This is a genomic window from Antarcticimicrobium sediminis, assembly GCF_004348975.1.
GTDB lineage: Bacteria > Pseudomonadota > Alphaproteobacteria > Rhodobacterales > Rhodobacteraceae > Antarcticimicrobium > Antarcticimicrobium sediminis.
In genome coordinates, this window is record NZ_SMFP01000005.1 from 59,560 (window position 1) to 84,082 (window position 24,523).

General features: G+C 62.7%; 26 protein-coding genes. 11 read left to right on the forward strand and 15 right to left on the reverse strand.

Annotated elements, in window-relative coordinates; translation table 11 throughout:
* Positions 1–4: 4 nt before the first annotated feature.
* On the reverse strand, positions 5–1,048 hold the full coding sequence (locus E1B25_RS09295) for an NAD-dependent epimerase/dehydratase family protein (RefSeq protein WP_132828666.1): 1,044 nt from the start codon (positions 1,046–1,048) through the stop codon (positions 5–7).
* A 207-nt stretch (positions 1,049–1,255) separates the two neighbouring features.
* Here E1B25_RS09295 and E1B25_RS09300 point away from each other — a divergent pair, with 207 nt between their 5' ends.
* The gene (locus E1B25_RS09300) at positions 1,256–2,689 is read left to right on the forward strand and encodes a UbiA family prenyltransferase (RefSeq protein WP_165937586.1); all 1,434 of its coding nucleotides are present in this window, start codon (positions 1,256–1,258) and stop codon (positions 2,687–2,689) included.
* A 68-nt stretch (positions 2,690–2,757) separates the two neighbouring features.
* On the opposite strand, the gene E1B25_RS09305 is transcribed toward E1B25_RS09300, so the two are convergent.
* The gene (locus tag E1B25_RS09305) at positions 2,758–3,165 is read right to left on the reverse strand and encodes a GtrA family protein (RefSeq protein WP_132828669.1); all 408 of its coding nucleotides are present in this window, start codon (positions 3,163–3,165) and stop codon (positions 2,758–2,760) included.
* A gap of 45 nt (positions 3,166–3,210) precedes the next feature.
* Positions 3,211–4,167, reverse strand: coding sequence for a LysR family transcriptional regulator (locus tag E1B25_RS09310; protein ID WP_132828671.1), 957 nt, complete (start codon positions 4,165–4,167; stop codon positions 3,211–3,213).
* A 170-nt stretch (positions 4,168–4,337) separates the two neighbouring features.
* Between E1B25_RS09310 and E1B25_RS09315 the strand changes: the two genes are divergently transcribed.
* From E1B25_RS09315 to E1B25_RS09355, 9 genes are all read left to right on the forward strand, one after another.
* Positions 4,338–5,102, forward strand: a complete 765-nt coding sequence (locus tag E1B25_RS09315; RefSeq protein WP_245510671.1) for a transporter substrate-binding domain-containing protein — start codon at positions 4,338–4,340, stop codon at positions 5,100–5,102.
* 94 nt (positions 5,103–5,196) lie between these two features.
* Positions 5,197–5,988 carry a creatininase family protein gene (locus E1B25_RS09320; RefSeq protein ID WP_132828674.1) on the forward strand — a complete coding sequence of 264 codons (792 nt, stop codon included), beginning with the start codon at positions 5,197–5,199 and terminating at the stop codon, positions 5,986–5,988.
* Positions 5,989–6,038: 50 nt separating this feature from the next.
* Positions 6,039–6,686 (forward strand): amino acid ABC transporter permease, encoded by a 648-nt coding sequence (locus tag E1B25_RS09325; RefSeq protein WP_132828676.1) that lies wholly within the window; start codon positions 6,039–6,041, stop codon positions 6,684–6,686.
* Between the two features lie 25 nt (positions 6,687–6,711).
* Positions 6,712–7,368 (forward strand): amino acid ABC transporter permease, encoded by a 657-nt coding sequence (locus tag E1B25_RS09330; RefSeq protein WP_132828678.1) that lies wholly within the window; start codon positions 6,712–6,714, stop codon positions 7,366–7,368.
* A gap of 20 nt (positions 7,369–7,388) precedes the next feature.
* On the forward strand, positions 7,389–8,162 hold the full coding sequence (locus tag E1B25_RS09335; protein ID WP_132828680.1) for an amino acid ABC transporter ATP-binding protein: 774 nt from the start codon (positions 7,389–7,391) through the stop codon (positions 8,160–8,162).
* A gap of 5 nt (positions 8,163–8,167) precedes the next feature.
* Positions 8,168–9,502 (forward strand): aminotransferase family protein, encoded by a 1,335-nt coding sequence (locus E1B25_RS09340; protein WP_206338521.1) that lies wholly within the window; start codon positions 8,168–8,170, stop codon positions 9,500–9,502.
* The gene (locus tag E1B25_RS09345) at positions 9,499–10,194 is read left to right on the forward strand and encodes a CoA transferase subunit A (protein ID WP_132828683.1); all 696 of its coding nucleotides are present in this window, start codon (positions 9,499–9,501) and stop codon (positions 10,192–10,194) included. Before E1B25_RS09340 ends, E1B25_RS09345 begins: the two co-directional genes overlap by 4 nt.
* Positions 10,181–10,834 carry a 3-oxoacid CoA-transferase subunit B gene (locus E1B25_RS09350; RefSeq protein WP_425358928.1) on the forward strand — a complete coding sequence of 218 codons (654 nt, stop codon included), beginning with the start codon at positions 10,181–10,183 and terminating at the stop codon, positions 10,832–10,834. Before E1B25_RS09345 ends, E1B25_RS09350 begins: the two co-directional genes overlap by 14 nt.
* A gap of 11 nt (positions 10,835–10,845) precedes the next feature.
* Positions 10,846–12,144: an ArgE/DapE family deacylase gene (locus tag E1B25_RS09355; protein ID WP_132828685.1), complete on the forward strand. Its 1,299-nt coding sequence runs from the start codon at positions 10,846–10,848 to the stop codon at positions 12,142–12,144.
* 10 nt (positions 12,145–12,154) lie between these two features.
* Here the strand turns inward: E1B25_RS09355 and ureG are convergent, their stop codons facing one another.
* From ureG to ctaA, 12 genes are all read right to left on the reverse strand, one after another.
* Positions 12,155–12,820 (reverse strand): urease accessory protein UreG, encoded by a 666-nt coding sequence (ureG, locus tag E1B25_RS09360; protein WP_132828687.1) that lies wholly within the window; start codon positions 12,818–12,820, stop codon positions 12,155–12,157.
* A complete protein-coding gene (locus E1B25_RS09365; RefSeq protein ID WP_132828688.1) occupies positions 12,817–13,464 on the reverse strand; it encodes an urease accessory protein UreF in 648 nt (215 codons plus the stop codon). The genes ureG and E1B25_RS09365 overlap by 4 nt, the downstream gene beginning before the upstream one ends.
* Positions 13,454–13,927, reverse strand: a complete 474-nt coding sequence (locus E1B25_RS09370) for an urease accessory protein UreE (RefSeq protein WP_132828690.1) — start codon at positions 13,925–13,927, stop codon at positions 13,454–13,456. The genes E1B25_RS09365 and E1B25_RS09370 overlap by 11 nt, the downstream gene beginning before the upstream one ends.
* 47 nt (positions 13,928–13,974) lie before the next feature.
* Positions 13,975–15,735 carry an urease subunit alpha gene (gene ureC / locus E1B25_RS09375; protein ID WP_132828692.1) on the reverse strand — a complete coding sequence of 587 codons (1,761 nt, stop codon included), beginning with the start codon at positions 15,733–15,735 and terminating at the stop codon, positions 13,975–13,977.
* 13 nt (positions 15,736–15,748) lie between these two features.
* Positions 15,749–16,240, reverse strand: a complete 492-nt coding sequence (locus tag E1B25_RS09380; RefSeq protein ID WP_132828693.1) for a GFA family protein — start codon at positions 16,238–16,240, stop codon at positions 15,749–15,751.
* Between the two features lie 76 nt (positions 16,241–16,316).
* Positions 16,317–16,622 carry an urease subunit beta gene (locus tag E1B25_RS09385; RefSeq protein ID WP_132828695.1) on the reverse strand — a complete coding sequence of 102 codons (306 nt, stop codon included), beginning with the start codon at positions 16,620–16,622 and terminating at the stop codon, positions 16,317–16,319.
* A 2-nt stretch (positions 16,623–16,624) separates the two neighbouring features.
* Entirely contained in the window at positions 16,625–16,789 is a 165-nt protein-coding gene (locus tag E1B25_RS22125) for a hypothetical protein (protein WP_165937588.1), read from the reverse strand.
* 39 nt (positions 16,790–16,828) lie between these two features.
* Complete coding sequence (locus E1B25_RS09390; RefSeq protein WP_132828696.1) at positions 16,829–17,131, reverse strand: urease subunit gamma; 303 nt, start codon at positions 17,129–17,131, stop codon at positions 16,829–16,831.
* A 3-nt stretch (positions 17,132–17,134) separates the two neighbouring features.
* A complete protein-coding gene (locus tag E1B25_RS09395) occupies positions 17,135–17,968 on the reverse strand; it encodes an urease accessory protein UreD (protein ID WP_132828698.1) in 834 nt (277 codons plus the stop codon).
* 163 nt (positions 17,969–18,131) lie between these two features.
* Positions 18,132–19,727: a glycerol-3-phosphate dehydrogenase gene (gene glpD, locus E1B25_RS09400; protein ID WP_132828700.1), complete on the reverse strand. Its 1,596-nt coding sequence runs from the start codon at positions 19,725–19,727 to the stop codon at positions 18,132–18,134.
* Between the two features lie 241 nt (positions 19,728–19,968).
* Complete coding sequence (locus E1B25_RS09405; protein ID WP_132828701.1) at positions 19,969–21,444, reverse strand: carboxypeptidase M32; 1,476 nt, start codon at positions 21,442–21,444, stop codon at positions 19,969–19,971.
* 3 nt (positions 21,445–21,447) lie between these two features.
* Entirely contained in the window at positions 21,448–22,599 is a 1,152-nt protein-coding gene (ctaA, locus tag E1B25_RS09410) for a heme A synthase (RefSeq protein ID WP_132828703.1), read from the reverse strand.
* A 1,363-nt stretch (positions 22,600–23,962) separates the two neighbouring features.
* Between ctaA and E1B25_RS09415 the strand changes: the two genes are divergently transcribed.
* Positions 23,963–24,499 (forward strand): SH3 domain-containing protein, encoded by a 537-nt coding sequence (locus E1B25_RS09415; RefSeq protein WP_165937589.1) that lies wholly within the window; start codon positions 23,963–23,965, stop codon positions 24,497–24,499.
* Positions 24,500–24,523 lie beyond the last annotated feature (24 nt).

A 24,523-nucleotide genomic window follows, 5' to 3' on the forward strand; every position in this document is an offset into this window, starting at 1 on the left:
GATATCATAGCACCAGCCGGATCAGTTTCAGTGCGCCTTTCTTCCACGGCACACGGTGCGAAACCCCCGCATGTGTCGATATCCGACCATGATTTTCAACATACCAGTCATAGTTGCGCACCAGCGCCTCTTCGTTGGAATGCTCAGGCGCAAAGCCCAGCCGCGTGGTGATCTTGTCGATGCTGACGAAACTGTCGGTGGCGGCGGTCTCATAGATCCACTTGTACAGCGGCGAGAGATGCAGCGCCTCCAGCACGCGCAAGATCGCGATCGCGGGGCCGACAGGAAAGCCGATGATGCGCTTGCCATGCCCGGCCCGGTCCAGCACCGCCTGAAAACTGTCGCGCAGGCTGCCATAGCGCGCCGCGCCGACGTTGAACGTGTCGTTCACCGCCGCCTTGTCGCCGGTCGCGCACAGGTAAACCGCTTGGCACAGGTCTTCGACATCCATCAGCTGATAGATATTGTCGCCCTTGCCCAGAACCGGAAAATTATGCCCGTCATAGGCAAAATCATACAGCAGTTCGAACGCGCCCAGCCGCTCCGGCCCGACAAAGGATTTCGGCCGCAGGATCGGCAGGCACAGGCCGCGGGCACGGAAATCGGCGCACAGATGTTCGGCCTCGACCTTGGATTCGCCATAGGGGCCGACGCCGTGCATCGCATCGTCCTCGGTCAGCGGATGGTGATCGGGAATGCCATAGACCGCCGTACTGGAAATATGGATATAGCGATCAATCCCCATCTCTTGCGCGGTTTCCATCAGCGACAGCGCACCGCCCACATTGGTTGAATGGATCTCGGCCGGGTCGGCCAGCGGCAGCGCCGCAGCACAATGAACCACCACGTCGATCCCATCAAAGGCGCGCGGGTGCAATCCCTTTTCACGGATATCGCCCTGCAGCACATCCACCCGGTCAGCCTCGGGATAGGCGAAGGGCGCAATGTCATAGCTGCGCACCTCGTGCCCACGCTCCAACAGATAGCGGATCAGGTTGATTCCCATGAACCCTGCCCCGCCGGTCACGAGAAATCGTTGCTTTGTCATGGTATTTCATCCTTCCTTTCGCCGTAGCAGAGCCATCGCTAACGGTGTCGCCATCCTGCGGTCAACGTGGACTCGTGGATATGACCTGTGTCAAGTGAGAGGGGTTCCCCCTGCGGTAGAGTTTTTCCTATATCATAAATGCCGCAGGCAACTGCCTTATACACTGCAAAAACAAAACGCTGCGAAGCCAGAAAAAAGAAAAGGCGCATGACCGAGCCGACCCAGACCGAGAGCCCCGACACAACGCCCCTGATCCTGGATGTAGACGGGACACTGTTGCGCACAGATATGCTTTACGAAAGCCTCTGGGCGGCGGCGGGGCGCAATATCGCCGCAACGCTGAAAACATGCGTCACACAGTGGCGCGCGCCCAATCTGCTCAAACATGCGCTGTGCGAGATCGCGGCGCCGAATGTGGCGCTGTTGCCGCTGCGCCCGGCGGTTCTGGATCTGGCCGATGCGGCGCGGCAGGCGGGCCGCGCTGTCCATCTCGCCTCGGGCTCCGATCAGGCGCTGGTCGAGGCGGTGGCGCAGCGGCTTGATCTGCCGGGCCCGCATTTCGGCTCGGACGCAACGCGCAACCTGACCGAACAGAGCAAGGCGCAGATGCTGGTGGAGCGCTTTGGCGAAGGTGGCTTCGATTATGTCGGCAATTCCAACGCCGACCTGCCGGTCTGGAGCAAGGCGCGCCGGATCATCGCGGTTTCGCCGGGGGGCACACTGCGCCACCGGCTGGAGGCGATGGGCAAGCCGCTGGAGGTCGTCGAGGATCGCAGCGACCCGTTCGCGCTTTTGCGCGAGATGCGCCCGCATCAATGGATCAAGAACTTGCTGTTGTTCCTGCCCCTGCTGGTGGCACATGAATTTGGCCTGTCGGTGTTTCTGGCTGCACTGATGGCGGCGGCGGCGTTCAGTATCGGCGCCTCGGCGATCTATATTCTCAATGATCTGCTGGATCTGGAGTCCGACCGGCTGCACCCGGAAAAGCGCAACCGCCCGATTGCCTCTGGCGCGTTACAGATCCGCAACGCCATGATTGCCAGCGCCGGGCTGGTTGTACTGGCCTTGACCTCGGCTTGGCTGGTTGGACCGCCGGTGGCGGCGCTGACCTTGCTGTATATGTTGACCAGCCTGACCTATTCGTTCTGGCTCAAGAAACGGCGCTGGATCGACCTTGCCAGTCTCGCGTTCATGTTCCTGTTGCGGGTGCTGACCGGGGCGGTCGCGGCACAGATCGCGGTTCCGGGCGTGGTGATGGCCTTCGTCTTCGTCGTGTTTTTCACGCTGGCTTGCGTCAAACGGATGACCGCGCTTGCCCGAGATGTGGATCATGGCAAGCTGCCGGGGCGCGGCTATGGGGCGGATGATTTCCGCGCGCTGAAAGTCTTGGCCGCCGCCGGGATCGTGCTAAGCGCGGCGGCGTTTCTGCTCTACGCCTTCAGCGGGCATTCGGGCGGGCTGTACGGGTCACAGATGATTTTTGCCGCCACAGTCCTGCCGCTGACCCTCTGGCTGTTCCGGGTTGTCCGGCTCAGCGAGTTGGGGCGCGAGGATTACGACCCGATCCAATTCGTGACCCATGACCGCATCGGCCTGATGATCATGGTGATTGGTGTCGCTCTGGTGATCTTGTCGCTGTAACGGGACAAATCTTGCGCGGCGTCTTCGCCCGTGTGCCGCGCAAGCTGTTTCCGATCGGGGCGCCCTGCTTAATCGCGGCGGAAAACAAAGCGTTTGTCCAGATTGTACTTGATCACATAACCCGCGCTCAGCCCCAGAACAGCGCCCAATTCACGCATGTCCCGGGTTTGCCAGATCGCCCAGAACAGGCTTTCGACACCCCAGAACAGCGCCGTGGTCGCCACCCCGGTCAGGGTGTAAAGCGAAAAGGTGCGCGTTTCATCGCGTGCCGGGCGCAATGGGTCGTCAAAGATCCAGCGCTTGTCGAGGATGTATTTCACCACCAGCCCGATTCCGGTGCCACAGACCAGCGCCGCGATCAGACGCAGCTGCCCCGCGGGTAACAGCGCAAAGATCCCGCGTTGCGCCCCAAGGTTGGCCAGTGTCGCGATCACGGCGAACCCGGCATATCGTAGGATCAGACCTGTTGTGCCCATCTGCGTCGCCCTGCCCGTCTCGATCCTGTTGCCCGGCTTAGCCGCCTATTGATAGGTGCGCGCCTTGAGGTCGGTTTCATCAATCATCTCGCCATACATCCGAAGCAGCGCCGCCTCGGGCGGCGACAGGCTGCGGCGCGGATTGCTCAAAAGATAGATATTGACCGCAGGCAGCTTGGTATAGGGCGGCAATTGCCGCAGCATCCCCAACCTCACGTCGCGTTCGGCCACATGCACCGGCAAGGCCCCGATACCGATATTGGCGAGGATCATGCGCCGCACCTCGGGCAGATTGGCCGACACCCCCTTGAGCCCCGGCGCCAGCCGTGCGCGATGGCGCAGCCCCGACACGACATCAAGCGGCCCGCCTTCAATCTCGGTCTGGAAGGCGACCGAATATTCCCCCGCCAGATCGCCGATATCGATCTTGGAGCGGGAAAACAGCCGATGGCGCGGCCCGCAATACAGGCCGAAATATTCCCGGAACAGGATCCGCGCCTCCAATTCGGTCGGGATCTTGTTCAGCAGGCAGACCCCAAGGCTGGCCCGGTTCTGCCGTACCAAGGTGACGATATCCGAGCTTTCGGCGACGACGATGGAATAGGTCACCTTGGAATGGCGGGCGTGAAACGCCTCCAGCACTCGATCAAAGTGTGGCGACATCACATGGCTGGTCAAAGCGATATTCACATGCCCCGAGAGTTCTTCTTCCTCGGCTTCAAGCAATTCAGGAAGCTGCGATACCGCGCCAAAGATCGTCGAGGATTCCGAGTACAGCGTGCGCCCGACCGCGGTGACCGCGAACCGGTGCGGCCCGCGCTCGATCAACCGATGGCCGACGGTCTCTTCCAACCGGCGTAGGGCCGAGCTGATCGTAGGCTGTTTCAGGCCCAGAAAATCGGCGGCCTTGGTCACCCCTTGCTGCTCCACGATCACCATGAAGGTGCGCAACAGGTTCCAGTCAAGGTTCCATGGAAAACGCTGGCCGATAGAGTTGTTCATAGGTTTTATCAATGTAAGTGATTTTGAATATCTATTTGCTTTATGTGAAGCCCCTATGCAAGCCTCTTGCAATGCAGCGGTCTTTCGCGGGCTTGGTCCCGAGCGTACCGCAGCGCAAAGATCAAAAACAACCTCGGGAGAAGAAAACCATGACGACTCGCAGATCTCTGATGAAGACCACTCTTGCCGCCGGCGCATTGCTGGTCGCGGGCCTTGGCACCACCAGCGCGGTTCAGGCCGAAGAGCTGGACACGATCATGGAAAAGGGCGTGATCCGCATCGCCATGAGCGGTGCCTACCCTCCGTTCAACTTCGTCAATGAAAAAAACGAGGTCGTGGGCTTTGACCCGGCGATCGGGACCGAAATCGCCAAGCGCATGGGGCTGAAGGCGGAAATCGTCACCACCGCATGGGACGGCATCATCGGCGGCCTTCTGGCCAACAAATATGACGCCATTGTCGGGTCGATGACGATCACCGAAGAGCGCGACAAAGTGGTCGATTTCGTCGGCCCCTATTACGCCACCAAACGCGCGATTTTCACCAAGGCCGGCTCGCCCATCACCAGCGTGTCGCAACTGGGCGACGCAACGCTGGGCGTGACTCTGGGCGAAACCCACGAGGAATGGGCGCGCGATCAAGGCTATAGCATCCGCACCTACAAAGGCCTGCCCGAGCTGCTGCTCGAGCTGGAAAACGGCCGCGTCGACGCCATCGTCAATGACTCCATCGCCGCGATTCTGGCGATGAAGGAAAAGGGCTATGATTACGCGGTCATCCCCGACCTTGAGACCGAAGCTTTCGGTGCCGGTATCGCCATTCGTGAAGGCAACCCCAAGCTGGGTGCCGCGATGCAAAAGGCGCTGGACGACATGATGGCAGACGGCACCTACGTGAAGATCGCCGAACAGTGGGTCGGCGGCGACATCCGCTAATACGGATGAATAAATCCGTTAATACGGACGAAGAGTATCGGGTTCGCCGTCAGCGGCGAACCCCACAAAAATCAAATTAAAAATAGGCAGCATTATGACAACGGACTATGGGAAACTGACTTGGGAAGAGGTCCGCGATGCGGACAAGGACCGTGTCGTCATCCTGAACGTCTCCGCAACCGAGGATCACGGGCCGCATATGCCGCTCGACACCGACACGGTGTTGGGCATGGCGGTGGCCAATGGCGTTGCTGCGGCCGCCCCCGACGAGGTGCTGGTGATGCCGCCGGTTGCCTACGGGTTCAACGAACACCACAAGGATTTCCCCGGCGTCATCTGGATCCAGCCCGAAACGCTGATCGCCTTTGTCACCGACATCACCAAATCGCTGGCCCATCACGGGTTTCGCCGGATCCTGCTGCTGAACTCGCACGGGTCGAACCATCCGATCCTCGATCTGTCGGCGCGCAAGACGGTGATCGAAACCGGGATCATCTGCGTCTCGGCCTCCTATTGGAACCTCTGCGCGGATCGCATCAACGAACACCGCAAATCCGAAATCGGCGGCATCGCCCATGCCGGAGAGTTCGAGGCGGCGATGTACAAACATCTGCACCCGGAGATGGTGCATATCGAGAAGTCGGTCTCCCAGAACCTGCACGATCCCAAGACCAACTTCTTCAACCTTGATCTGGCCAAGGGCGGCGGCAAGGCGATGCTGATGCGCTGGTGGTCCGAGGTTTCGCCAGACGGAACCATGGGGGACCCGACCGTCGCGGATGCCGAGACCGGCGAAAAGTTCCTGCGCGCCGCAATCGAAGAAACCACGGCACTGGTTCGCGAAATCCGCGCCTTGCCGATTCTGAGCCGCACCGATCATCACTGATCAACACTAAGGCCACACCGGCCACCGCAGAAACGGGAGGGGACTGGCCCTTGGATATCGAACTGATGCTGACGGTCTACCCGTACTTCCTGAAGGCGGCGTGGGTGACCATTCAACTTTCCGTCCTGACAACGATCCTTGGCCTGTTCTGCGGCGGGCTCGGGGCGGCCGCGCGGCTGTCCCGGTTTGTGGTGCTGCGCTATATCGGGGCCGCCTATGTCAGCTTTATCCGTGGCACACCGGCGCTGATCCAGCTCTTTATCCTGTACTTTGGCGGCCCGCAGATCGGCATCCAGCTTGACGCCTTCGAGGCCGGGGTGATCGGGCTGGGGGTCAATATCGGCGCCTATATGACCGAAACGATACGCGGCGCCATCATCTCCATCGACAAGGGCCAGATCGAGGCCGCCCGCACCCTGGGGATGAGCCGGGGCCAAAGCTTTCGCAAGGTGGTGCTGCCGCAGGCCATGCGGCTGATGATCCGGCCGCTGGGGGTGAATATCAACGCGCTGATCAAGGGCACCGCGCTGGTGGCCGCGATTTCGGTGGTCGAACTTACCTATACCGCGCAGCGCTATATCGGCTCGACCTACAAGCCATTCGAAATGTTCCTGATCTCGGGCATTCTTTACATGATCATCATCTACATCACCAGTCGCGCCGTTACCTGGCTCGACAACAAAGCCAAGATCGTTTGATCCCAACCGGATAGGAGGCGCCCGCATGGGCCTGGATTTCTCAGTTGTCCCCGACTACCTCGACGTGATCTTTCTGGGCGCGCTCTGGACCATCGCGATCACGGTGGGCGCGGCGGTGCTCAGCTTTTTCGGCGGCATCTTCTTTGCCGTGATCGCGCTTTATGCCCCGACGCTGGTGCGCTTGCCGCTCCGGGCTTTTGAATGGTTGTTCATGGGCACGCCGCTGCTGCTGCAACTGTTCCTGATCTATTTCGGGCTGGTGCAGATCGGCATCGACCTGCCGGCCTTTGTTGCCGGTGTGGTCGGACTGGGGCTGCATTTCGCGGTGTATAACTCCGAGCTGATCCAGACCGCCATCGTTGCCGTCGACAAGGGCCAGATGGAGGCGGCCCGCACCGTGGGGCTCAGCCGGGGACAAGCCCTGCGCAAGGTGGTGATCCCGCAGGCGGTGCGCGACGTGATCCCGCCGATCGGCAACAACATGATCGCCCTGCTCAAGGACTCTGCGCTGGTCTCGGTGATCGGCGTGACCGAACTAACCCTGTCCGCTCAACTTGCCATTGGCCGTACCTACCGCCCGTTCGAGTTCTACGTGGTGGCGGCCCTGTTCTATTACATCATCAACCTCGGCATGGAAGCTGTCCTGCGACGCATCGAGCGTCGGGTCCAGGCCGCCCGATGACCGCGAAGGGAGACTGAAAATTGGATACCGAGAAACCCTTTGTGGATATCCGCCACGCCCAGAAAAGCTATGGCTCGCTTGAGGTTCTGAAAGATATCAGCCTCAAGGTGAACCGGGGCGAAATCGTCGCTATCATCGGCCCCTCGGGGTCGGGGAAAAGCACGCTGTTGCGCGCGATCAACGACCTTGATCCGCTGACCGGCGGCGAGGTCTGGCTGGAAGATGTCCAGGTCAACAAGACCCTGCCGCACCGCCAGTATGAAAAGCACATCAATCACGTGCGCCAGAACATCGGCATGGTGTTCCAGCACTTCAACCTGTTCCCGCATCTGAACGTGCGCGAAAACATCACGCTGGCACCCAGAATGCTCAAAGGTCTCACCGTTGACGAGGCCAATACCCTGGCCGAGGAGCAACTCGACAAGGTCGGCATGTTGGAGCGGATTGATTATTACCCCTCGCAGCTCTCTGGCGGGCAGAAACAGCGTGTCGCGATTGCCCGCGCGCTGGCGATGAAACCCAAGGTGATGCTGTTTGACGAGGCGACCTCGGCGCTCGACCCGGAACTGGTCGAGGAAGTGAACCTGGTGATGAAAAAGCTCGCCGAGGAACACATGACCATGATCATCGTCACCCATGAAATGGGCTTTGCCGAAAGCGTCTGCGACCGGGTTCTGTTCATGGATCAGGGCGTGGTCGTCGAAGAAGGTCCGCCCAGCGTGATCTTTCGCAATCCCGAAAACGAACGCACCAAGAATTTCCTCCGCAAGCACCTTGCTTCAAACAAAGAATGACTGTGATGTCGCATCTCTTTTATCAATCGCGCCAGCCGCGTCCGACCCTTGATTATGGCAAGGGGATCTATCTGTACGATACGGATGGCAAAAGGTACATCGACGGCTCATCCGGGGCGATGGTGTCCAATATCGGGCACTCCAACCCGCGCGTTCTGGACGCCATGAAGGCGCAGATGGACAAGGCCACCTTTGGCTATCGTCTGCATTTCCAGACCGAGCCCTCGGAACGCCTTGCCGCCAAGACCGCCGCGCTGATGCCCAAGGGGCTGGACCGGGTGTTCTTTGTCTCTGGTGGGTCCGAAGCGGTGGAAAGCGCGATCAAGATGGCGCGGCAATACGCGCTGACCCAGGGGCAGGACAGCCGCTGGAAGGTGATCTCGCGCCACCCGTCCTATCACGGCTCGACGCTGGGGGCGCTGGCGCTGACCGGCTATGATCCGCTGACGAAACCCTTTGCGCCGATGATGCGCGAAATGCCCAAGATCGCGGCGCCGACCTGTTATCTCGACACCGACAATCTTGACGATGACCAGCGCGGGCTAAAATATGCCGAGATGCTGCGCGAAGAGATCATCGCGCAGGGCCCCGAGAGCGTGCTGGCCTTTATCATGGAGCCGGTTGGCGGGGCCTCGACCGGGGCACTGGTGGCGCCCGACAGCTATTACGCGCGCATCCGCGAGATTTGCGACGAATTCGGCATCCTGCTGATTTATGACGAGGTGATGACCGGCGCGGGTCGTACCGGCAAGTTCATCGCCGCCGAGCATTGGGGCATCACCCCCGACATCATCGCGCTGTCCAAAGGCTTTGCCGCCGGTTATGCGCCGCTGGGGGCGATGGTGGCGCGCGGCGATATGGTCGAGGCGGTGTTGGATGCGGGCGGCTTCCTGCATGGCTATACCTATGCCGGCAACCCGCTGGCCTGCGCCGCCGGTTGTGCCGTGCTGGACGAGATTGCCAGTCAGGATCTGGTCGGCAATTCCGCCGCCATGGGCGATCTGCTCAAGGCGCGTCTAACCGGGTTGATGGACCGCTTCCCCTTTATCGGTGACGTGCGCGGTCTGGGCCTGTTGCTGGCCTTTGAACTGGTCTCTGACCGCAAGACCATGGCGCCGCTGCCAAAGGAATTGAACGCCTATAACCGGCTGGTGGACCTTGCCTATGAACGCGGTTTGATCATCTATTCGCGCCGCACCCGGGGCGGCCTTGAGGGCGATCACTTCCTCGTCGCGCCGCCGCTGATCGTGACCGAGGCTCAGATCGACGAAATCATGGCCACACTGACCGACAGCCTGGAGGCCATGGCACGGGAGATGAACCTGCCGGTGAACCCATGACCACCCTGCCCGACAAGACCAGCGAGATGGAACAGGCCGTCGCCGAGATCCGCGACGGGGCCACGGTGATGCTGGGCGGCTTCGGCGTGCCCGGCACCCCCTTTGCGCTGATCCGGGAGCTGGTGCGTCAGGGCAAGCGGGATCTGACCGTGATCAAGAACGACGCCAACGAACAGGGCCTTGGGGTTGATCACCTGTTGGCGGCCGGGCTGCTGCGCAAGCTGATCACCACCCATATCGGGCTTAACCCGCGCGCGGTGGCGATGTTGAATGCGGGTGAGATCGAGGTCGAGTTTTGCGCGCAAGGCATCCTTGCCGAGCGCATCCGCGCCAGTGGCGCGGGCCTCAGCGGCATCCTGACCGATATCGGTGCCGAGACCGAACTGGCCGCGGGCAAACAGATCGTCTCGGTCGATGGCCGCCCCGTCCTGCTGGAACGTGCGTTGCGCGCGGATGTGGCGCTGATCCATGCCGATAAGGCCGATCGTTTTGGCAATCTCGCCTATGCCGCCACCGCGCGCAACTTCAACCCGATGATGGCGATGGCCGCCGATCTGGTGATCGTCGAGGCTGAACATGTGCTGCCGCTGGGCGGTTTGGCGCCCGATCAGATCCACACCCCAGGCCCCTTTGTCGACCGTGTGGTTCACCTGCAATCCATTTCCGAGGAGTATGGCGTTGTCCAACGCTAAGGCCCGCATGATCGCCCGCGCGGCGCGCGAAATCGCACCGGGAATGGTGGTCAACCTCGGCATCGGGCTGCCGACAAAAGTGGTTGATCACCTGCCCTCGGGTTTTCCGTTTTGCCTGCATAGCGAAAACGGCATGACCGGCATCGGCCCCTCGCTGCCGGCTGAGCGCGCCGACCGCAACCTGATCGACGCCGGTGGGGCCTATGTCTCGCCGATTCCCGGCAGCGCCTTTTTCGACAGCGCGATGTCTTTTGCGCTGGTCCGGTCCGGGCGGCTGGATCTGACCATGTTGGGGGCCTTTGAAGTGGCACAGAACGGCGATCTGGCCAACTGGAAGATCCCGGGCAAGTTTTCCCCTGGCGCGGGTGGCGCGATCGAGCTGGCGCAAAAAGCGCGCCGGGTGGTTGTGCTGACCACCCATACCGACCGCGCGGGCAAACCCAAGCTGGTCGAGGGTTGCACCCTGCCCCTGACCGCGCTCGGCTGCGTCGGGCGCATTTACACCGACATGGCGGTGATCGACGTGACGCCCGAGGGCTTTGCCCTGCGCGAGATTGCCGAGGGGCTGGACCCCGATCAGGTAATCGCCGCAACCGGCGCACCGCTTGTTTTGCCGCAAGGCGATCTTCCCACATTCTGACGAGGCCCAAGATGGACGCTGATATCCGCACCCGTATCCTTTCCGCCGTTGACGATCACTTCGAGCAGGAGATTCAGTTTCTCGCCGAGCTGACCGCGCATCCCTCGACGCGCGGCAACGAGCAGAGCGCGCAGGCATTCATGGCCGCTCAGTTGGCGGATCGCGGGCTGGAGGTGGACAGCTGGCAGATCGACGTCGCCGATATTTGCGACCTGCCCGGATTTTCCCCGGTCATCGGCACCTATGACGACGCGATGAACGTGGTCGGCGCGCACCGGCCCGCCACCAGCAAGGGGCGCTCGCTGATCCTGAACGGTCATGTCGACGTGGTGCCCGCCGGGCCGCTGGATATGTGGGACAGCCCCCCGTTCGAGCCGCGTGTGGATGGCAAATGGATGTATGGGCGCGGCGCCGGGGACATGAAGGCGGGGCTGGTCGCCAATGTCTTCGCGCTGGATGCGCTGCGCGCCTGCGGTGTCGTCCCGGCGGCGGAGGTCTTTGTGCAATCGGTGGTGGAAGAAGAATGCACCGGCAACGGCGCGCTGGCCTGCCTGCAACGTGGTTATCGCGCCGATGCGGCGCTGATCCCCGAACCCTTCGACGAGAAACTGGTGACCGCCCAGCTTGGCGTGATATGGTTTCAGGTCCATCTCAAGGGGATGCCCGCCCATGTCGCCTATGCTGGCACCGGCGCCAATGCGATCGAGGCGGCGATCCCGCTAATCGCGGCGCTGCACGAGATGGAAACGCGCTGGAACGGGCCGACCTGTCGGCATGCGGATTTCGCCCATCACGATCACGCGCTGAACCTGAATATCGGCAAGTTTCAGGGCGGCGACTGGGCCAGCTCGGTGCCCGCTTGGTGCGTCTTTGATGTGCGCATGGGGATCTTTCCCGGTCAGGATATCGAGACCGCCAAGGCCGAGATCGAGGAGGTGCTGCGTCAGGCCGCGCGCGAAAACGCCTTTCTGCGCAACAACACCCCCGAGATCGTCTATCACGGCTTCCACGCCGAGGGCTATGCGCTGTCCGAGGACACCAGCGCGCGCGCGCGTCAGGCCATCGGGGCGTTGGACGGTGCGCATGAGGCGGTGAACGGCGGGGCCGCGCTAGACCGCTTGGCGATCACGGCGACCACCGATGCGCGGTTCTTCGGGCTTTATGCCGACACCCCGGCGCTGGTCTATGGCCCCAAGGCCGAAGCGATCCATGCCTTCAATGAACGGGTGGATCTGGACAGCGTGCGGCGGGTGACACAGGCCACCGCGCTGTTTATCGCGGACTGGTGCGGGCTGGAGGCGGCGGGCTGAACCCTGCCCTTTAGGCGCCCGGTTTCACCGTCTCGACCGCCTCGGCCGGTTTGCTCTCTGCGTCGGGCAGCCCGGCCATGGCGCAGATATGCGCCGCGATCTCGTCCACGCCGCGGGCCCGCGACAGCGCCGCAAAAACCACCGGGCGCGCGCCGCGCATCCGGGCGGCGTCGCGCGCCATCACCTCCAGCGAGGCCCCCACATGCGGGGCCAGATCGGTCTTGTTGATCACCAGCAGATCGGAGCGGGTCAGCGCGGGTCCCCCCTTGCGCGGGATTTCTTCGCCAGCGGCGACGTCGATCACGTAAAGGGTCAGATCGGCGAGCTCCGGGCTGAAGGTGGCTGACAGGTTATCGCCGCCGGATTCAATGAACACGATTTCCAGATCCGGATGGCGCGCCCGCATCTCGGCGATGGCGGCCAGATTGATGCTGGCGTCCTCGCGGATGGCGGTATGCGGGCAACCGCCGGTTTCGACCCCGATGATCCGGTCTTCCGGCAGGATCTGCATCCGCATCAGCGCCTCGGCGTCCTCTTGCGTATAGATGTCATTGGTAATCACCCCGATCGAAAACCGATCCTTGAACACCTCGGCCAAGCGGGCGGTCAACGTTGTCTTTCCGGCCCCGACCGGGCCACCGATACCGATGCGAAGCGGGCCATTCATCCGGGTCATGACTGGAATATCCTTGGTTCAAGGGTTTCATGTTTCATCGCCGCCACATCTGACAGAAACGCCGACGAGGCGATATCCGTCGCGGGCACGCCTTCGGCCTCGGCGGCCACTTTGGTGCAAAGCGGAGTCAGATCAGCCAGCACCGCTTGCGCCGCTGTCTGTCCCAGCGGCATCAGCCGTTGCGCCGACGCGACAAGGTTTCCGGCAAAGCTGTGCAGATAGAGCGCCGCAACCGGCACCGGCTCCATCCCCAACAGCCGCGCTGCGCGACCAAGCGCCAGCGGCAGCAACAGCGTGGGCAGATCCAGATCCCAGATCTCGGCGGTGGTACGGGCAAAGGCCGCGCCCTGACGTTCACCTTCGCGCAGACGTTCCAGCGCCGGGGAAAAGGCGCGCGCAAGATCATCGAGCGCCCAGAGATCCGCGTCATCAGGGCTGGCATGGGCCAGATGCAGCCAGATCGCATCGGCCCGCCCCGACCCCTGTGTCAACAGATCGCCCAACCAAAGGCGCAGCCCCTCGGCATCGGCGATCCAGCCCGCCTCCACCGCGCTTTCCAACCCGTGGGAATAGGCGAAAGCCCCCAGCGGATAGGCCGGCGACAGCCATTGCGCCAGCGTCAAAAGATGGGCGTCACTGCGCATGGGCGCTGTGCCCGTGCTCGTGGCTGTGGGTGCGGCCATGGCCATAGGCGCCGCCCTCGGGGGTAAAGGCCCCCACCGCTTCGGCAACCCCCGCGCCCAGATGCTCCAGCATGTGACGGATCACCGGATCGCGCTGGATCACGAGGCAATCGGGCTGAATTTGGCAAGGGGTGTGCCGGTTGCCGATATGCCAAGCCAGACGCGCCAAGCTCTCGCCGGTGACGATCAGGATCTCTTCGCTGGCGGCGCGGATTTCCACCAGCGTGCCGTCGCCAAGCTCCAGCGCATCGCCCTGATCAAGCGAGGTGGTCTGCTCCAGATCGACGATAAAACCGCGCCCGGCCTCGGTCTGCAGCCGTTTGCGCCGCAGGAACCGGCCTTCATAATCGAGCAGCACGGTCTCCGCCGCATCCGACCAATGGCCCGCGCGGTGAAAAGTCTGGGCAAGGGGAAGTTCGGTCATGGTTTCAGTCCTTGATCGCGTGGGAGGACGGGGTCTTTGGACGGACCTCAGAACAGGAAATAGCGTTGCGCCATCGGCAAGACCTCGGCAGGCTGACAGGTAAGCAATTCGCCATCGGCGCGCACCTCATAGGTCTCCGGGTCGACCTCGATATGCGGGGTGGCGTCGTTCAGCTTCATGTCGGCCTTGCCGATGGTGCGGGTGCCGCGCACCGTCACCGTGTCCTTGGCCAGCCCCAGCCGCGCCCCGATGCCATCCGCCTGCGCCGCGTCCGAGACAAAGGTGACGGCCGAGTGTTCGACGCTGCGCCCATAGGCCCCGAACATCGGCCGCGAATAGACCGGCTGCGGCGTCGGGATCGACGCGTTGGGATCGCCCATCTGCGCCATCGCGATGGTACCGCCCAGCAGTACCATATCCGGTTTCACCCCGAAAAACGCCGGCGACCACAGCACCAGATCGGCGCGCTTGCCCGGTTCGATGCTGCCGATCTCATGGGCGATCCCGTGGGCAATGGCCGGGTTGATGGTGTATTTGGCGATATAGCGGCGCACCCGCAGATTGTCGTTGTCGCCGGTCTCGTCCGCCAACCGCCCGCGCTGTTTCTTCATCTTGTCGGCGGTCTGCCAGGTGCGGATCAGCACCTCGCCGACCCGGCCCATCGCCTGGCTGTCACTGGCGATGATGGAAAACGCGCCGAGGTCGTGCAGGATGTCTTCGGCGGCGATGGTTTCGCGCCGGATGCGGCTTTCGGCAAAGGCCACATCCTCGGGGATCGACTTGTCCAGATGGTGACAGACCATCAGCATGTCCAAATGCTCTTCCAGCGTGTTCACCGTGAACGGGCGCGTCGGGTTGGTCGAGGCGGGCAGCACATGCGACTCGCCGCAGATCTTGATGATGTCGGGGGCATGACCACCGCCGGCGCCTTCGGTGTGAAAGGCGTGGATGGTGCGCCCCTTCATCGCGGCAAGGGTGTTTTCGACAAAGCCGCTTTCGTTCAGCGTATCGGTGTGGATCATCACCTGCACGTCCATGTCGTCGGCGACGCCAAGACAGCAATCAATCGCGCCGGGCGTGGTGCCCCAGTCTTCGTGCAGTTTCAGCGCGCAGGCACCGCCCAGAACCTGTTCTTCCAGCGCGGCAGGAAGCGAGGCATTGCCCTTGCCGGCAAAGGCAAGGTTCATCGGAAAGGCATCCGCCGCCTGCAGCATGCGCCCGATATGCCAAGGCCCCGGCGTGCAGGTGGTGGCCAGCGTGCCATGCGCCGGGCCGGTGCCGCCGCCGAGCATGGTGGTCAGGCCGGAATGCAAGGCATCCTCGATCTGTTGCGGACAGATGAAATGGATATGGCTGTCGAATCCGCCGGCGGTCAGGATCTTGCCTTCGCCCGCTATGGCCTCGGTGCCGGGGCCGACAATGATATCGACACCGGGCTGGGTGTCGGGGTTGCCCGCCTTGCCAATCGCGGCGATGCGCCCGGATTTGAGCCCCACATCCGCCTTGTAGATGCCTGTGTGATCGACGATCAGCGCATTGGTGATCACCGTATCCACCGCCCCTTCGGCGCGGGTGACTTGGGATTGCCCCATGCCGTCGCGGATCACCTTGCCGCCGCCGAACTTGACCTCATCGCCATAGGCCAGCGCATTGCCCCCCGAGCCGCCGCTGGTGGCAGCGCCCGCGCGCTCTGCGATCAGGTCACGCTCGACCTCGATGATCAGGTCGGTATCGGCCAGCCGCAGCCGGTCGCCCACCGTGGGGCCGAACATCGCGGCATAGGAGGCGCGGGAAATCGTTGCAGGCATCCTCAGTTCTCCTTCAATCGACCCAAAGGCCGTGCGTCTTGTGCCAGTCCGCAAGCGACAGCTCGGGATATCCGGCGAAATGGGTGTCGTCCGCTCCGTCGGGCAGTGGCACCCAAAGCGGTTTCTCGGCGACAAAGATGTGCACCCGTTCCGGGGCGCGCGGCAGCTCCGTATCCACGGCGCTGGCAAAGGGATGCACCAGATCGGGCCAGCCCGGATCAAACAGCCAAAGCGCGCTGCCACAGCGGGTACAGAAGTGGCGTTCAGCACTTGAGGTGCGACAGATCCCGTCGCGCGTGATCTCGGCGTGGAAAATGCCGATCGCGTCGCGCCCCTGAACCGACAGGGTTTTTGCCTCGGCCCCGAGATTGATCGCAAAGCCGCCGCCGCCATCCGTCTTGCGGCAGATCGAGCAATAACACCGTTGATAGGGCACCGGCGTGTGGCTCTCGACCGTGAAATGCACGGCACCGCAGCGGCAGGATCCTTCAAGTTTCAGTGGCATCTGTTGCCCTTCCGGATTTCCGCCTGACCGGGCGCCTCTGCACCCTGCCACACGCCCCACAACTGGCACACGGGCGTCACAGCGCCCCCATCACCTTTTGGTTGAAGCCAAAGATCCGCCGCGCCCCGGAGACCGGGATCAGGTTGACCTCGCGCCGCTGGCCCGGTTCGAACCGCACCGCGGTCCCCGCCGCGATATCCAGCCGCATCCCCCGTGCCGCGTCCCGGTCAAAGTCGAGTGCCGGGTTGGTTTCGGCGAAATGGTAATGGCTGCCCACCTGCACCGGGCGGTCGCCGGTATTGGCGACCATCAGCGTAATCGCCACGCGGTCCGCGTTGAGGGTGAGCATGCCCTCGGCCGGGAAAAGCTCGCCCGGGATCATGGTCAACGCCTCCGGAACAGGGTGACGGCCCCGACCACGGCGATCAGCGCCAGACCCAGCACCACAGGCCCCGCCTGGCTTTCGTGCATATGGACGGCGTTGTCGGCATGGGCCAGCGCCGGGCCGGCAAGACTGGCCACAATCGGGGCAAGGTGGAAAGCTTTCATCGAAATATCCTCTTCTTCAGATGTTCAAATGCACAGGGCTTACCGGATCGGTTCGTGAACCGTCACCAGCTTGGTGCCATCGGGAAAGGTCGCCTCGACCTGCACGTCATGGATCATCTCGGGCACCCCTTCCATGCATTGGTCGCGGCTGATGACCTGCGCCCCCGCCTCCATCATGTCGGCCACGCTGCGCCCGTCGCGCGCGCCTTCGACCACCGCATCGGTGATCAGGGCGATGGCCTCGGGATAGTTCAGCTTGACGCCACGGGCCAAGCGGCGGCGGGCCACCTCGGCCGCCATGGCGATCAACAGCTTGTCCTTCTCGCGCGGGGTCAGGTTCATGTCTTACAATCTCCAGGATGTCGGCAGGGTCTCGCCGCTTAGGCGATCAAGAACGGGCAACAGCGAGCGGCGCAGATCGAACCCGTCGCGGGCCAGCAGCCGAACCGCCAGAAGATCGGGGCGTAGCAGGCTGACGCCGCCGGTGTCCGGCAATAACGCCCGCACCGCGGCCAGATGCGTTTCGACCTCGGGGGCGACGAAAACAACGCTCGCCATCGCGGCACAACCGGGGGCGACGGCCGGGCGCGCAAGCTGCGCCGCCAGATCCCCCTCCAGCCGCATCGCGTCGTGATACAGCGGTCGCCCGGCGCGCCAGATCTCGATCCGGTCATGGATGCGGGCGCTGTCCAGCGTCTCGCCCATCGCGGCGCGGCCAAACAGCACCGGTTCGACCATCAACAACTGTGCCTGCGCCGCCAGATCAATCCGCAACGTACGTTGCAATGCGCTGCCACGATACAGGATCATTTCCTGCGGCAACCAAAACAGCCGCGCGTTGTCCTGCACCTCAAGCCGGGTATCGACCCGCGCCCAGCCGTCTTTCGCGCGATAGGCGCGCTCGGCGGCCTGTGTGGTCAGCGTCAGATGTGTCCCCGGCCCCGCCGTGGCGCGCACGGTGATACGGTCGCCCCCGGTCAGCCCGCCAGAGCTGTTGATCATGATCGCCTCAAGCCTGTCGGAGCCGCGTGGAAACAGCGCCTTCATCGCGCCAGAACAGCGCAACCCGTCCAGAACGCTGCGCCCGCGTGCCTGCTTGGCCGACAACAGCAATTCACCCACGGCGCGGGGCTGCACCGGGTTCGCCTGCGAACTGTCAATTTGCGCAAGGGATGTCACGAAAAACTCCGGGCGAAGGTCTTGGCCCACTCTGCACCGGCCCTGTCGATACGGCCATTCCCGGCGCTCTGAGAGGGTTTGGTGAGGACGCGTTAAGGTTATTAGTTAGGCAACCAATGTGCGCCTTGCACAGAAAATCATCGCTATAGAAACGGCGGGACAACTACTTTTGCACCCCCTCTTTGGCCGCCTCAGACCGCATCCAAAGATCCAGATCGCTGATCTGTTCAGGTGTCATCCGCAGCCCCAGCTTGCTGCGCCGCCAGACCACATCCTCGGCCCGCCGGGCGTATTCATGCGCCATCAACCAGCGCACCTCACGCTCGGTCAGATCGGCGCCGAACCCGCGCCCCAGATCCTTGGCGGTACGGGCATCGCCGAGAAGTGTTGCCGCCTCGGTGCCATAGGCCCGGATCAGACGCCGCGCCCAACGATCCGTCAGAAACGGAAAGGCGGTCTTCAGATCGTCGATCAACCGCTCCACCCCGTTCACCGGGAAATCTCCGCCGGGCAGCGGCACGCCAGCGGTCCAGTTGCCCTTGAGACCACCAAAGACCGGCGCGATCTTGGCCAGCGCGGATTCGGCCAACCGGCGATAGGTGGTGATCTTGCCGCCAAAGACATCGAGCATCGGCGCTCCGGCCCGATCGTCCAGTTTCAACACATAATCCCGTGTCGCGGCCGTGGCCGAACTGGAGCCGTCATCATAAAGCGGGCGCACCCCGGAATAGGTCCAGACGATATCGTCGCGGGTGACCGGAGTCTTGAAATACTCCGACGCAAAGGCCAGCAGATAATCGCGCTCCGCCTCGGTACAGACCGGGGGCGTGTCGGGATCGGTGTGGTCGGCATCGGTGGTGCCGATCAGGGTGAAATCGCCCTCATAGGGAATCGCAAAGATGATCCGCCCATCGGTTCCTTGGAAAAAATAGCATTTGTCGTGATCGAAAAGCCGCCGGGTCACGATGTGGCTGCCGCGCACCAGCCGCACCCCGGCCTGCTGCGTCAGATGCACCGTGTCGTGGATCACCTGCCCGACCCAGGGACCGGCGGCATTGACCAGCATCCGGGCGCGCTGGGTACGGGTTTCACCGCTTTCCATATCGGTGATCGTCAGCGACCATATGCCGTCCTTGGCCTGCGCAGCCGTCACCTTGCTGTGGGTCAGGATGGTCGCGCCGCGCGCCTGCGCATCGCGGGCGTTCAGCACCACAAGGCGGGAATCCTCCACCCAGCAGTCCGAATACTCAAAGGCTTTCAGGAACTTGTCCTTGAGCGGCGCCCCCGCCGGATCCTGGCGCAGATCCACGGTGCGGGTGCCGGGCAGGATTTTACGCCCACCAAGGTGATCGTACAGAAACAGACCCAGCCGGATCAGCCAAGCCGGGCGCCGCCCCCGCATCCACGGCATGAGCAGGCCCAGCAGCCGCGCGGTGGGCGTCCCACCCTCGAACCGCATATCTTGGTGATAAGGCAGGACAAAGCGCATCGGCCAACTGATATGCGGCATGGCGCGCAGCAGTACCTCGCGTTCGTGCAGCGCCTCACGCACCAGCCGCACCTCGAAAAACTCAAGATAGCGCAGGCCGCCATGAAACAGCTTGGTCGAGGCCGACGACGTCGCCGAGGCCAGATCGCCCATCTCGGCCAGCACCACCGACAGCTCGCGCCCCGAAGCATCGCGCGCAATGCCGCAGCCATTGATCCCGCCGCCGATCACGAAGAGATCGACGATATTCTGATCCTCAGGCGCGTTCATTGCCGGTCTGGCCTTTTCTGTAGTTCCTTACGGAAGGTTTAGGGGCGTCGCGTGACAAGTCAAAGATCTTTGGGAGGTCTCTTGCGCCCGGAAAGTCTTTATACCTGACGTAATATCCGTTTTAACGATTTTTTATCCGTTAAATAAGATGATCTCCGATGATTTTGTTTTCTTGAGCGGCCTGCATCTCAAGCTGGCCGGGGATCGACAAACCACGTCCTCGATCCCCGGCCTTTCTGCGCTACAGCCCGTAGATGTCGCCGAACTTCGCTTCGAGATAGTCCATCAACGGCGCAGCGCCGGGGGTCATGCCGCTGGCCCGTTCGATCACCTCGGCAGGGCGGAACAGCCCGCCATGTTGCTGCACGTTTTCGCGCAACCACGCGGTCGCACCGCCGGTCTCGCCGCGCGCCAGTTGATCGTCCAGATCCGGCACCGCCTTGCGCAGCGCCTGATGCAGGCAGCCGGCATAGACATTGCCCAGCGAATAGGTCGGGAAATAGCCAAACAGCCCGACCGACCAATGCACATCCTGCAAACACCCGTTTGACGGCTTGTCGACATCAAAGCCGAAATCGGCCTTGAACCGGTCGTTCCAAGCCGCCTCAAGATCGCCGACCAAAAGGTCGCCTTGCATCAGCGCGCGCTCAAGATCGAACCGCAGCATGATATGCAGGTTGTATTGCACCTCGTCCGCCTCGGTGCGGATATAGCCGTCGTTCACACGGTTGACGGCATGATAAAACGCCTCGGCACTGTCGAGACCAAAGTCGCCAAACGTCTCCCGCATCTGGCCAAACAACCAGCCGGTAAAGGCGCGCGAGCGGCCAAGCTGGTTTTCATAAATCCGGCTTTGGCTTTCATGCACGCCCATCGACACGCCCCCGCCCAGCGGCGTCAACAGATAGGCCTCGTCGATATTCTGCTCATAGCAGCCGTGCCCGACCTCGTGGATGGTGGAATAGAAACAGTTGAACGGGTCCAGCTCATTGGTGCGGGTGGTGATCCGCACGTCCTGCCCCGAGCCGGAACTGAACGGATGCACCGCCTTGTCCACCCGGCCACGGGTCATGTCATAGCCGAATACGCAAGCGAGCTTTGCCGCCAGGGCCATCTGCTTGTCGCTGGCAAAATGCCCACTCAGCGCCTTGGGGGCCTCGGCGGCCAGCACCGAAGCGCGCAGGGCCACCAGCCGTGGGCGCATGGCATCAAACATCTCCGCAAGATCGGCGGCGCCCATGTCGGGTTCGTAATCGTCCACCATCGCATCATAGACATCGCCACCATCGGCCAGCGCCTGCCCCTCTTGCCGTTTGAGCGCGACAACCTCTTCCAGCACCGGCAGAAAGGCCGCCACGTCTTCATCCGCGCGGGCCTGCGCCCATTGGCCTTGCGCCTTGCTGGTTACCTTGGCCAGCGTGGCGGCCAGATCGGCGGGGATCTTCATCGTGCGGGCATGGCTGCGCCGTATATGGCGCATCTGCGCCTGCGCGACGGTGTCCAGTGCCCCATCGTCGATCTGGCCCAGCCAGTCGCCCACGCGCGGGTCGATCCGGCGGGCATGCAGCACGCTTTCGATCGCGGCCATTTCTTCGCCGCGCTGATCACTGGCGCCGCGCGGCATCACGGTTTCCTGATCCCAGCCAAGGCGGCCAGCGATCTGTGCCAGCGCCTGCGTGTCGTGTTCAAATCGCATCAGATCTTCATATGCGCTCATGGATCAGCCCTCGCGGATGGATTTTGTGACAGGATATTGCGACAGGAACCGCGCCCGGAGGATCAGCACCCAGACCAGCACCGCAACGATCTGGTGGGTGAGCGCGGCATGGACCGGCGCGGCATAGATCACGGTGACAATCCCCAGCGACACCTGCAGCAGCAGCGCCGCAAAGACGGCGTTGAATGCAAAACGTGTCGCCGCATGCGACGAGCGTCGCCCGCGCAGCCAGACCACCACGCCAAAGACCAACAGCAGATAGCCGCTGACACGGTGGATAAACTGGACCAACCCCGGGTTCTCGAAAAAGTTTCGCCAAAGCGGTTCGATCATGAAGGGGTTGGGCGGCAGGATCTGCCCCCCCATCAACGGCCAGTCGGTATAGGCCCGGCCCGCATCAATCCCCGCAACCAGCGCCCCGAGCAGGATTTGCAGAAAGGCGAAATGCATCAGACCGGTGGAAAGGCTGAACAGCTTGGCCTCGCGGCCCCGGCGCGCCTGCATCAGGTCGCGTTCCTCACGGCCCAGTTGGAACACATACCAGGCGATGACGCCAAGAATGACAAAGGCCAGACCCAGATGCGTCGCCAGCCGGTACGAGGCAACCGAGGTCATCCCCTCGCCCTGCGTAACGCCCGAGGTCACCATCCACCAGCCGATCGCGCCCTGAAGCCCGCCCAGCGCGCCCGGAATGATCAGCCGCCCGGTCCAGCCGGTCGGGATGCGTCGGGCGACAAGAAAGCCAAGAAAGCCAACGGCCCAGACCAGCCCGATCAGCCGGCCCAACTGCCGATGCCCCCATTCCCACCAATAGATCGCCTGAAAATCGGCCAGCTCCATCCACTTGTTTTCGATGCGCCACTGGTCGATCTGTTTGTACTTGTCGAATTCCGATTGCCACTCGACCTCACTCATCGGCGGGATCGCCCCGGTGATCGGGCGCCATTCGGTGATGCTCAGCCCGCTGTCGGTCAGCCGGGTCAGCCCGCCTACCGCGATCATCGCCACCACCAGCACGAAGATCACGATCAGCCAGGCCCGGATGCCCTTGCGCGCGCCGCGTCGGCCACGATCAATCGCGCCGGGCTGGGCCGCACGTTCTGCCGCGACCTCCCCGTCACCGACCTCTTCGAAAATGGAGCGTTTCGTTGCCATGGCGTCGCCCTGTCCGTTTTGTCTAACACTGTTGTCCCCATGTAGACCGGGCAGCGGGTCAGGACAATGCGATCGCGCTATGGGCGACCCGGTGCCGCGTGAGGCGACTGGCGAGGGTGCGTCAAATGCGGGGCATTGATACCATCACATTGTTTTCAACCTCAGGTCTCCTTACATCAAATACAAGGAATATGTCCGCACCGTCGTGCGGGCCGTGCTTTGGGAGGTTCGATATGTTGCGCCCCGTCCTTGCCGTACTGATGTTGATTGCCGCATTGGCGCTGTCTGCCGGTGATGCACGCGCCGATGGTTATCTTTATGTCCGCGACGGTATCTATCTGAATGCGCGGATTGGCCCCGGTACACGCTATCGCAGCCATCATGTTCTCGCCCCACGCACCCGGTTGCAAATCATCACGCGGATCGGCGACTGGGCACAGGTTCGCACGCCCGACGGGATGATGCTTTGGGTGTATTTTTCCTATTTGATCGACGCCCCGTCGTATTTGCCCCGGCGTCCGGCACCGCCGATCTTCCTCAGGCCGCCGCCCCGCTACATCGCCCCCCCGCCGCCACCGCGCTGGGTTCAGCCGCAACCCTATCCCCGGCCCTATGTTCAACCGCGCCCAAGGGTCCAACCGCAACCGCGTCAGCAGCCGAGGGTTCAGACCCAACCGCGCCAACAGCCGAGGGTCCAGACCCAACCGCGTCATCAACCAAGGGTTCAGACCCAACCGCGTCATCAACCAAGGGTTCAGACCCAACCGCGTCAGCAGCCAAGGGTTCAGACGCAACCGCGTCAGCAGCCAAGGGTTCAGACGCAACCGCGCCAGCAACCGAGGATCCAGACGCAACCGCGCCAGCAACCGAGGATCCAGACGCAACCGCGCCAGAAGCCGAGGATCCAGACGCAACCGCGCCAGAAGCCGAGGATCCAGACGCAACCGCGCCAGAAGCCGAAGGTCCAGACCCGGCCGCGACAGCAGCCCAAGACCCAGCCGCAGCGACAGGGCAATCAGGACAGCAACGAAATCCGAAGGGTCACCCCTGATGGCATGATCATCTACAAGGGCCGATAAGGGGCGCTGATCCGCCCCCCTCCCGCCGTGGCCGCTGAACCATCCGGCGCAGTCCCCCGTACAGAACCGGAAACATCGGCCCGCGTCCCGTCGTTGGCCTTCGGCTCGGTTGACTGTCTCCGGTCTGATCCAAGGTGGTCCGGGCGGCAAAATGCGAAAACATTCGGAAACCTGCGACGGAAGTTCGAAGCCGGGACAATGAAAGAATATCTCGACCACGAAATCATTTTAGGGATTCTCTCATGTTTCATCGCCTTATTGCCCCGCTCGCAGTTGCCACGGCCTTGGCGCTTGGCACCGGTGCCGCGAGCGCCGACAGCTTTCGCTATGTCCAGCAAGGCGTAAACCTGAACGCGCGTTCAGGGCCCGGATCGCATTATGCCGCCAAGCGCGTGCTTGCCCCGGGGACCAGACTTTCGGTGATCCAGCAGCGGGGCGATTGGGCGCAGGTGCAAACGACAGAGGGGCTGCTGCTTTGGGTTTTCGGATCGTACCTGAGGGATCAGGCACCGCAGACCGCCGCACCCAGACAGCCTGCGCAGCCGCAGCGCAAACCGGTGCAACAGCAGGTGCACCGCAAACCGGTACAACAGCACCAGCAACAGCCAGCGCAACAGCAGACACCGCAGCGGGTGAGGCCGCAAACTCAACAGCAAACCCAACAGCAGCCTCAACGCCAGACCCAGCAACAGCAGACCCAGCGCCCGCAGCAGCAGCAGCAGCAGCAGCAAAAACAACAGCCGCAGCAGCGCGGCAACACGGACAACAACGAAATCCGGATGATCAAACCGAACGGCACGATCATCTATAAAGGGCGCTAAGAGTCCCTGATGCTGCGCGGCGGC

Bases quoted from the DNA above. Each gene is read 5' to 3' on its own strand.
- E1B25_RS09295 (WP_132828666.1), bottom strand. From the start codon at position 1,048: ATGACAAAGCAACGATTTCTCGTGACCGGCGGGGCAGGGTTCATGGGA.
- E1B25_RS09300 (WP_165937586.1), top strand. From the start codon at position 1,256: ATGACCGAGCCGACCCAGACCGAGAGCCCCGACACAACGCCCCTGATC.
- E1B25_RS09305 (WP_132828669.1), bottom strand. From the start codon at position 3,165: ATGGGCACAACAGGTCTGATCCTACGATATGCCGGGTTCGCCGTGATC.
- E1B25_RS09310 (WP_132828671.1), bottom strand. From the start codon at position 4,167: ATGAACAACTCTATCGGCCAGCGTTTTCCATGGAACCTTGACTGGAAC.
- E1B25_RS09315 (WP_245510671.1), top strand. From the start codon at position 4,338: ATGAAGACCACTCTTGCCGCCGGCGCATTGCTGGTCGCGGGCCTTGGC.
- E1B25_RS09320 (WP_132828674.1), top strand. From the start codon at position 5,197: ATGACAACGGACTATGGGAAACTGACTTGGGAAGAGGTCCGCGATGCG.
- E1B25_RS09330 (WP_132828678.1), top strand. From the start codon at position 6,712: ATGGGCCTGGATTTCTCAGTTGTCCCCGACTACCTCGACGTGATCTTT.
- E1B25_RS09340 (WP_206338521.1), top strand. From the start codon at position 8,168: ATGTCGCATCTCTTTTATCAATCGCGCCAGCCGCGTCCGACCCTTGAT.
- E1B25_RS09345 (WP_132828683.1), top strand. From the start codon at position 9,499: ATGACCACCCTGCCCGACAAGACCAGCGAGATGGAACAGGCCGTCGCC.
- E1B25_RS09355 (WP_132828685.1), top strand. From the start codon at position 10,846: ATGGACGCTGATATCCGCACCCGTATCCTTTCCGCCGTTGACGATCAC.
- ureG (WP_132828687.1), bottom strand. From the start codon at position 12,820: ATGACCCGGATGAATGGCCCGCTTCGCATCGGTATCGGTGGCCCGGTC.
- E1B25_RS09365 (WP_132828688.1), bottom strand. From the start codon at position 13,464: ATGCGCAGTGACGCCCATCTTTTGACGCTGGCGCAATGGCTGTCGCCG.
- E1B25_RS09370 (WP_132828690.1), bottom strand. From the start codon at position 13,927: ATGACCGAACTTCCCCTTGCCCAGACTTTTCACCGCGCGGGCCATTGG.
- ureC (WP_132828692.1), bottom strand. From the start codon at position 15,735: ATGCCTGCAACGATTTCCCGCGCCTCCTATGCCGCGATGTTCGGCCCC.
- E1B25_RS09380 (WP_132828693.1), bottom strand. From the start codon at position 16,240: ATGCCACTGAAACTTGAAGGATCCTGCCGCTGCGGTGCCGTGCATTTC.
- E1B25_RS09385 (WP_132828695.1), bottom strand. From the start codon at position 16,622: ATGATCCCGGGCGAGCTTTTCCCGGCCGAGGGCATGCTCACCCTCAAC.
- E1B25_RS22125 (WP_165937588.1), bottom strand. From the start codon at position 16,789: ATGAAAGCTTTCCACCTTGCCCCGATTGTGGCCAGTCTTGCCGGCCCG.
- E1B25_RS09390 (WP_132828696.1), bottom strand. From the start codon at position 17,131: ATGAACCTGACCCCGCGCGAGAAGGACAAGCTGTTGATCGCCATGGCG.
- glpD (WP_132828700.1), bottom strand. From the start codon at position 19,727: ATGAACGCGCCTGAGGATCAGAATATCGTCGATCTCTTCGTGATCGGC.
- E1B25_RS09405 (WP_132828701.1), bottom strand. From the start codon at position 21,444: ATGAGCGCATATGAAGATCTGATGCGATTTGAACACGACACGCAGGCG.
- ctaA (WP_132828703.1), bottom strand. From the start codon at position 22,599: ATGGCAACGAAACGCTCCATTTTCGAAGAGGTCGGTGACGGGGAGGTC.